This window comes from Streptomyces sp. NPDC006265, assembly GCF_040613555.1.
Taxonomy (GTDB): Bacteria; Actinomycetota; Actinomycetes; order Streptomycetales; family Streptomycetaceae; genus Streptomyces.
Genome location: NZ_JBEXSH010000433.1, coordinates 1 through 7,523, shown reverse-complemented (window position 1 = coordinate 7,523; position 7,523 = coordinate 1). Strand labels below are relative to the sequence as shown.

The 7,523-nt window shown below is 69.8% G+C and carries 8 protein-coding genes and 1 tRNA gene; 4 read left to right on the top strand and 5 right to left on the bottom strand.

The window, feature by feature from the left end; genetic code table 11:
- The 3 genes from ABZ281_RS29315 to ugpC all read right to left on the bottom strand — a co-directional run.
- A partial coding sequence (locus ABZ281_RS29315; RefSeq protein ID WP_356660275.1) for a nucleotidyltransferase family protein occupies window positions 1-777 on the bottom strand: 777 nt, incomplete at its 3' end.
- A 99-nt stretch (window positions 778-876) separates the two neighbouring features.
- A complete protein-coding gene (locus ABZ281_RS29310; RefSeq protein ID WP_356660273.1) occupies window positions 877-1,326 on the bottom strand; it encodes a hypothetical protein in 450 nt (149 codons plus the stop codon).
- A gap of 217 nt (window positions 1,327-1,543) precedes the next feature.
- Entirely contained in the window at window positions 1,544-2,632 is a 1,089-nt protein-coding gene (gene ugpC / locus ABZ281_RS29305; RefSeq protein WP_356660271.1) for a sn-glycerol-3-phosphate ABC transporter ATP-binding protein UgpC, read from the bottom strand.
- A gap of 334 nt (window positions 2,633-2,966) precedes the next feature.
- Between ugpC and ABZ281_RS29300 the strand changes: the two genes are divergently transcribed.
- A tRNA-Thr gene (locus tag ABZ281_RS29300) sits at window positions 2,967-3,040 on the top strand.
- A gap of 94 nt (window positions 3,041-3,134) precedes the next feature.
- Here ABZ281_RS29300 and ABZ281_RS29295 read toward each other — a convergent pair.
- Together ABZ281_RS29295 and ABZ281_RS29290 are read right to left on the bottom strand one after the other, a co-directional pair.
- Window positions 3,135-4,337, bottom strand: a complete 1,203-nt coding sequence (locus ABZ281_RS29295) for a tyrosine-type recombinase/integrase (RefSeq protein WP_356660269.1) — start codon at window positions 4,335-4,337, stop codon at window positions 3,135-3,137.
- On the bottom strand, window positions 4,318-4,902 hold the full coding sequence (locus ABZ281_RS29290; protein WP_356660267.1) for a helix-turn-helix transcriptional regulator: 585 nt from the start codon (window positions 4,900-4,902) through the stop codon (window positions 4,318-4,320). The genes ABZ281_RS29295 and ABZ281_RS29290 overlap by 20 nt, the downstream gene beginning before the upstream one ends.
- Window positions 4,903-5,045: 143 nt before the next feature.
- Here ABZ281_RS29290 and ABZ281_RS29285 point away from each other — a divergent pair, with 143 nt between their 5' ends.
- The 3 genes from ABZ281_RS29285 to ABZ281_RS29275 all read left to right on the top strand — a co-directional run.
- The gene (locus tag ABZ281_RS29285; RefSeq protein ID WP_356660265.1) at window positions 5,046-5,243 is read left to right on the top strand and encodes a helix-turn-helix domain-containing protein; all 198 of its coding nucleotides are present in this window, start codon (window positions 5,046-5,048) and stop codon (window positions 5,241-5,243) included.
- On the top strand, window positions 5,240-6,196 hold the full coding sequence (locus tag ABZ281_RS29280; protein WP_356660263.1) for a bifunctional DNA primase/polymerase: 957 nt from the start codon (window positions 5,240-5,242) through the stop codon (window positions 6,194-6,196). The genes ABZ281_RS29285 and ABZ281_RS29280 overlap by 4 nt, the downstream gene beginning before the upstream one ends.
- Window positions 6,193-7,523: DUF927 domain-containing protein (locus tag ABZ281_RS29275; RefSeq protein ID WP_356660261.1), on the top strand; the 1,331-nt coding region annotated here is incomplete at its 3' end. The genes ABZ281_RS29280 and ABZ281_RS29275, both read left to right, overlap by 4 nt.

The following is a 7,523-nucleotide window of genomic DNA, read 5'->3' as shown; positions in this document are numbered from 1 at the left end:
GCCGATCGCACGCACCGCGCGGGAGCGCAGACCGGGTGCCGCGTCGTCGTCGCGGGACCGCAGACCGAAGATCGTCGACCTGATGATCTTGATGGCCGTGTCGATGGCCCGCCAGTACGACCCCTGGGGGATCGTGAACCCGGCCAGCCGCCGCTCCCGGGCCAGATGGGGAAACGTCGTCCGCTCATGGTCGCCCCGGTGCGGCAACAGCCCGGCGAACTCGGGTGAGAAGACGTACACGCCGGCGTTGATCTCGAACGTCGACGGCGGCGCCTCGATGAAGTCGGTGATACGCCCGAACCCGTCGGTCTGCACCGCCCCCCACGGCAGCCTGGGCCGAGCCAGCGCCAGCGTCGCGACGGCATCGCGCTCGGCGTGGAAGTCGGCCATGTCCCGCAGCGAGAACCGCGTCCAGATGTCCCCGTTGGTCGCGTACCAGGGTTGGTCGGGGTGCGGGAGACGCGCCGCGGCGTACTTGAGGCCGCCGCCGCGCCCGAGCGGCTCCGGCTCGACGACCGTCGTGACGGAGACGGGCAACTCGGCCGTCTCCAGCCACTTCTGCAGCACCTCGGCGAGATGGCCGCAGGAGACCACGACGTCCGTCACACCCTCGTCGGCGAGCCAGGACAACTGATGGCCGATGATCGGCGTCCCCGTCCCGGGGATCTCGACCATCGGCTTGGGCCGGTCGTCGGTGTACGGGCGCAGCCGGGAGCCCTGGCCACCGGCCAGAACGACGGCTTGAACGGGGCGGGACGCGGCGCTCGGATCGCTCATGGACACGAACTGTACGTGGCGTCCCGCCCGGGACAGCGGCTGACGATCGATCTCACGTCAGCCGTAATGGACTTCCCACCCGTCGGCAGGGCGGTGCGCTCAGCTGTGCGCGGCGGCGACGCCGGTGGCGAAGGCGGTGTCGCAGACCGGGCGCGCGTAGGACTGGGCGCGGTTGGGGCCGTAGACACGGACGGCCGCCTGGCCGAGGGCGCGGGCGATGGACGCGCAGTGCTTCGCCAGCGACGGGCGGTCGTTGACGGCCTGCTGAAGGTGGGTGAGGGCGGCGCCCGGGTCTTCCTCCTGCAGTTCGGTCAGCAGTTTGTCGCGCAGGACGTCCTGGGGGGCGCGCTTGGCGACCCGTGGGGACCCCACGGAGGTGTCCGCGGCGGTGAGCACCGGGTCGGTGGAGTTCCCCGACCAGTTGACTCGGGTGACCGCGAGGGTCCCGGAGAGCACCAGGACGACGGGCAGGACGAAAGCGAGGGTGCGGCCGATCCGGCGGGCGGGGCCCCGGCCGCGTCGCGTCTGTTGGTTCATGGAGTGCTTCACGCGTGTGAGGGTAGCGCCCGGTGATGGTTTGTAGACATTTAGTCACCGGTTCGGGGGATGAGAGAGTGCCACTTTCCGGGTAAGGGGTTGACGCACAAAGCTCGAAACGTCCGGTCTGTCGGGTATTTATCGACAACGGCGAGGGTCCCGCAGCACGCTGCCGGACCCACGCCCTCAACCTGGGTGATTCACCCGGGGTTGTGCGTTTGCCGGTTGATCAGTCGGACAGGCGCGCACCGGTCGACGTCGAGAACACGTGGGCCTCGCCGGGACGGGGCACGACGTGCAGCTGGCTGCCCTTCTCCGGGACGTCACGGCCGCTGACGCGGACGACGAGGTCCTTGGAGTCGTCGCCGACCTTGGCGGTGCCGTAGACGTACGCGTCGGCGCCGAGCTCCTCGACGACGTTCACCGTGACCGCGAGGCCCAGCTCGGCGTCCGCACCGGCCACCTCGAAGTGCTCGGGGCGGACGCCGACGGTGACGGTCTTGTCGGTGGCGGCGGCGATCGCGTCGCGCTGCACCGGCACGACCGACTTGCCGAACTTCACGCCGCCGTCGGTGACCGGCACCTCGACGAGGTTCATCGCCGGGGAGCCGATGAAGCCGGCCACGAAGAGGTTGGCGGGCTTGTCGTACATGTTGCGCGGGGTGTCGATCTGCTGGAGCAGACCGTCCTTGAGGACCGCCACACGGTCGCCCATCGTCATGGCCTCGACCTGGTCGTGGGTGACGTAGACGGTGGTGATGCCCAGGCGGCGCTGGAGCGAGGCGATCTGCGTACGCGTGGACACACGGAGCTTGGCGTCCAGGTTGGACAGCGGCTCGTCCATGAGGAACACCTGGGGCTCACGCACGATGGCGCGGCCCATGGCCACACGCTGGCGCTGACCGCCGGAGAGCGCCTTCGGCTTGCGGTCCAGGTAGTCGGTGAGGTCGAGGATCTTCGCGGCCTCTTCGACCTTCTGCCGGATCTCCGCCTTGTTGACGCCGGCGATCTTGAGCGCGAAGCCCATGTTGTCGGCGACGGTCATGTGCGGATAGAGCGCGTAGTTCTGGAACACCATGGCGATGTCCCGGTCCTTGGGCGGCAGGTGCGTGACGTCGCGGTCACCGATGCGGATGGCGCCGCCGTTGACGTCCTCGAGCCCCGCGAGCATGCGGAGCGAGGTGGACTTGCCGCAGCCGGAGGGGCCGACGAGGACGAGGAACTCGCCGTCCTCGATGTCGATCTCCAGCGCGTCGACGGCGGGCTTGGTGGAACCCGGGTAGATCCGGGTCGCCTTGTCGAACGAGACAGTGGCCATGGTGAATGAACCCCTTCTACCGGCAGGAACGTGCCGGACGATCCGAGTAGGAAGGCGGTGCCACGACGGGTGTTCCGTTGTGGTGTAGTCCACGCGTGTGAACTGGCTCAGGACGGTACCTGGCGTTCACACGTCTGTCAGTAGTTCCGGGCCTGTGAACTTCGCGGAAATTTTCGAAGCGGCACGTTACGGCCGGCCGGTACGGGTTCACGACTGCCCGTGCCGGCCTCCAGGCGCCGTAGCTCCGGCCCGGACGGAACTTCGTGGCTCGGCGTAACGGGCTCTGTGTACAGTGGAGCCGCCCTCGCGCGCGGCAACGCGCCACACGGCGCCCGCCTCCTTAGCTCAGCTGGCCAGAGCAACGCACTTGTAATGCGTAGGTCGTCGGTTCGAATCCGACAGGGGGCTCTCAGGAGAAACGGCAGATCACAGGCCGTTCGATCACTGCCCGTTCGGGGAGGTCCCCGGGCGGGCAGTACGCATTCTGTACGCATGGTTTCCCCTACGCGGCTTCCGCGAGGGACGCACGCAGCTTGTCCAGTGCGACGGCGCGCCCGGCGTCCAAGCGGTCCGCCACCTCGTCCAGCCGGTCCGGGAACAGGTGGCCGTAGATGTTCAAGGTCATGGCCGCGTCCTTGTGCCCCAGCATCGTCTGCACGACCTTCACGTCGGCGCCGGCCGCGATGGCCAGGGAGGCCGCGGTGTGCCTCAGCTTGTGCGGTGTGATGCCCAGGCCCTCAAGGCCGGCCGCCTTCACCGCGGGGTCGAAGACCCGGGCGCGAAAGTTGGCGTAGCGGAGCGGGCCGCCCTCGGGCGCGGTGAAGAGCAAGGCGTCCGCCTTGCGCTCGTGGGCGAGGGCGCCCAGCTCGTCGGCGAACGAGCGGGGGACCGGCACTGAGCGCTTCTCGTGGTTCTTCACCGGCCCCAGCGCCAGGACGCCGGACACGTCGGTGTAGTTCTGCACGATGCGGATGCGGCGCTGACCGACGGCCAGGCGCCCGACCTTCACCGCGGACGCCTCCGCCCAGCGGATGCCGCAGTACCCGAGCGTGAGGATCAGCAACCGGTACTCGCCGGCCGCGTCCGCCAACCGCTCCAGCTGCTCGTAGGTCAGGTAGACGTGCTCGTCCTCGTCGTCCGGGCGCGGAAGCTCGTGATCGTGGCACGGGCTCACGCTGATCCGCTTGGAGAACACGGCGTGCTTCATGACCATGGCCAGCACGCGGTAGGCCTTGATGATGCGGGCCGCGCCGATCGGCCGGCCGGACTTCCCCGGGCCGGTCTCCAGCTCGGTGACCCAGGCGTCGACGTCTTCCCACTGGACGGCCGCCACCTGCCAGTCACCCCACTTGGGGATCACGTAGTTGTCGAGCAGGTCTCGGTAGTCCCGTTTCGTGGTCCGGCCGATCTTCCGCTTCGACGCGAACCACTCCTCGGCCACGACCTTGACGGCCGCCTTGCCCGACGCAGGGTCCCGGTAAGAGCCCTTGTCGAGCCGCGCGGCGATGGCGTCCCGCTCGGCCTCGGCCTGGGGGAGCTTCCCGAACGTCTTCGCCTTGCCCTGCCCGTCGGGGCCGTACCAGCGCACCCGCCACCGCCCGGGCGCCCGCCGCTTCGACCCCTCGCGCTTCGCCGCCTGCCAGCGCTCCAGCGCCTCCTGGTAGTCGGCGTGGTTCGCGCGGTCCTCAATCCAGACCCGAGCCATCGTCCCCCCTGTCCCTTCGGTTGAACCGGTAACGGCCGGTCGCCTCGTCGCGCTCGAGCCCAGTCACGCGCCTCAGCCGGGACCTACGATCCGCGACGCCGGTCTCTTCCTCGTCTTCCAGCTCGACCATCCAGTGCGGTCGGCCGTGGAGGCGGTACAGCATGGCGGCTTGGTAAGCCGCGTGACCGGACGCCGGAGCGCTGAGCGTGGTCTGTCCGTCCGCCCACTCCCACGCAATGAGCGCAGGCACTCGGGCACTGGACCCCGTGACCTCGATCTCTGTAAGCGGCTCGGTGTCCACGGGCAACAACAGCGCGTTCGGTTGGACCCCCAGCACCACCGCCAACGCCATGAGGTCGTCGACATCGACGCGCCGCACTTGCCTGGGCTCCTCACTCGCGCCGTTCTCAATCTTGTTCAGCGCGTCGGCACTCAGTGGCCGGCCCCTGCTCTTCAGCTCTGCTGAGAGCGCCCGAAGGGTGAGCCCCCTGGCCTCCCTCAGCCGCTTCACATTGGCGGCAACAGTCCGCCCTGTCGGTCCCAACTCGATACGTCCTGTCGTCATGATCCGGATGGTATCCGTCTACTTAATCTCGACAGAAACCCGGATCTTGCCTGTCCGGGTGTTCCCCGTTACGCTCGCCATCATCACGGCATCTCACTCGATGATGCAAGTCTTAGACGAGAAAATCTCGACAAGGGGTCTCGATGGTGGAAGTGAAGCTGTCTCCGCGGCAGGTGGCCGACGAACTGGGGGTGAGCACTCGCACGCTGGCGAACTGGCGGTGGGCTGGTGTCGGTCCCCGCTACACCAAGCTGGGCGACGGGCGCACTTCGCCGGTCCGCTACCGACGTGCGGACGTTGACGCGTGGCTGAAGGCCCGGGAGAGCAGGGCCGCAGCGTGACCAGCGAAAAGACGAACGCCCCCGCGGCAACGGGGGCGAACGAGGGTGACCAGCTGACCGCCGGGTCTTCCGACACCGTAGCGCAGGGGCGTGCCACGGGGAACTACGGCCTCGTGACGCCGCTTGACGGCGCCCTGTGGCTCATCCGGCACGGCTTCCCCGTGTTCCCCTGCGACCACCCGCGCACACCGCGCTGCACCGGTCTGCACAAGACGTGCGACGGCTCGCGCGGCAAGCACCCCGCCGTGGCCTTCACCCGCGCCTGGACGCTCGACGAACGCCGCGTGCACGAGACGTTCTCCCGCGGACTGCGGAACCCCGCCGTGGCCGTAGGCGCCTGCCAGGGCCCCTACAGGACGCGGTTGGTGGTCATGGACAGCGACCGGCCCGGAGCGATCGAGGACGTAGCAAGCGCCCACGGTGAGCGGTGGCCGGCCACCATGCGCGTGCTCACTGCCAAGGGCTACCACGACTACCTCTGGGTCCCCGCCACGCTGAAACTGGGCAACGGACTGGGCGCCCTGCAGGGCCAGTTCGGCGGTGACGTGCGGGCCGGAAACGCCTACGTCATCGGCCCCGGCGCGCGGCACGCGTCCGGCTTCCGCTACGCGCTGGAGGACCCGGAGCGTCCCCCGTCCTCGGCCCCGGCTTGGCTGCTGGATGCCCTTGTCACGAAACCTCAGTTCGCGGCCCGCAGGGCGCGGTGGCGGGACGCGTCCCATCCGGCGTCCGGGAACGTCCGGGGCCTGGTCGCGTTCGTCCTCGACTCCGCCCCCGGCACCCGCAACAACCGCCTGTTCTGGGCAGCGTGCCGGGCCGCCGAGGACGCCCGGGACGGCCGCGCGGACGCCCAGGACGCCCTCCTTGCTGCAGCGCTCCAGGCGGGCCTGGACGAGCGCGAGGCACGCACCACGATCCGATCCGCGTACAACCGCATGGGAGCCACCGCATGAACGTCGAGGACGCCCAGGACGCGGCACCCGCGGACCGCGCGGACGCCCAGGACGGCCAGGACGCCTCTCCGGCCTGGACGGACGAACGACTCGTCCCGACCGGGGTACGGCTCCCGCAGGGCTACAAGATCAGTCACGCGGGCGTCTGGGTCGAGAAGGCCATCAAGGACGACGTGATGGACGTCCGCGTAGCGTGGTCGCCCCTCGTCATCCGGTCCGTCTACATCGACCCCGAGGGCGACCAGGCCGTAGAGCTGGCCTGGACGGACCGGGGCCGACTGGTCACCCGCATCGTTCCCCGCTCCGTGGTCCGCCGGGGCCGCATCCTCGTGGCCACCCTGGGGGACGCTGGCCTGCCGGTCATCGAGGCTGACGCCAAGCTGGCCGAACGCTGGCTCGCCGCCTTCGAGTCGCTGAACCAGAACAAGATCCCGCGCGTGCACCTCGCGCGCCAACTGGGCTGGCAGACGGACGGCACGTTCGTCACCTCGCAGGACGAGCCACACCGCGTGGAGGTCAAGCACGAGGAGCAGCGGCCCGCGCTGGCCGCGCACCGGCCCGCCGGCACCTTCGCCGGGTGGCAGGCCGCCATCAAGCGGCTCGCCGCCTACCCGGCCGCGCAGATGCCGCTGTTCGCCTGCCTCGCCGCGCCGCTGCTGCCCCTGCTCGGCATCAACTCCTTCACCATCGACATCTCCGGCCGGTCGACGCGCGGGAAGACCACGGCCGCCGCCGCGGGCATGAGCACCTTCGCCGACCCGAGCGAGCGGGCCGACGGCCTGTACTCCTGGCGCACGACGATGCTCGCCGCAGAGAAGCGCCTGAACCTCGTCAACGGCCTGCCGGTCGTCTTCGACGAGACGAAGTTGGTGCGCGACCCGGAGATGGTGCACGCGCTGCTGTACTCCATCCCGAAGAACCACGGGCAGGCACGCGGCGGGGGCTGGCCCTCGGGCATCCCGTGGCGAACCATCGTCATCTCCACCGGCGAACAGTCCATCCTCACCTTCACCACCGACCAGGGCGCCGGCGCCCGTGTGCTCACCATCAAGGAAGCCCCGTTCGGTACCGACGGCCCCGCATCGGCCGCCGCCGCGATCGAGGTACGCGACGGCACCGCCGAGCACTTCGGGACGGCCGGTCCCCGGTTCGTCGACCGCCTGCGCCAGCTGCTCGACGAGCCGGGCGGGAAGGCCCGCCTGATCGCCCGTCACGCGGATCTGACGCAGGCGCACGCCTACGACAGCGACATGTCCGCCCGGCGGGCACCGCTGGTCGCCGCCCTCGCGCTCGCCGCCGAACTCGGGCCGGGCACGCCTGGGGCATC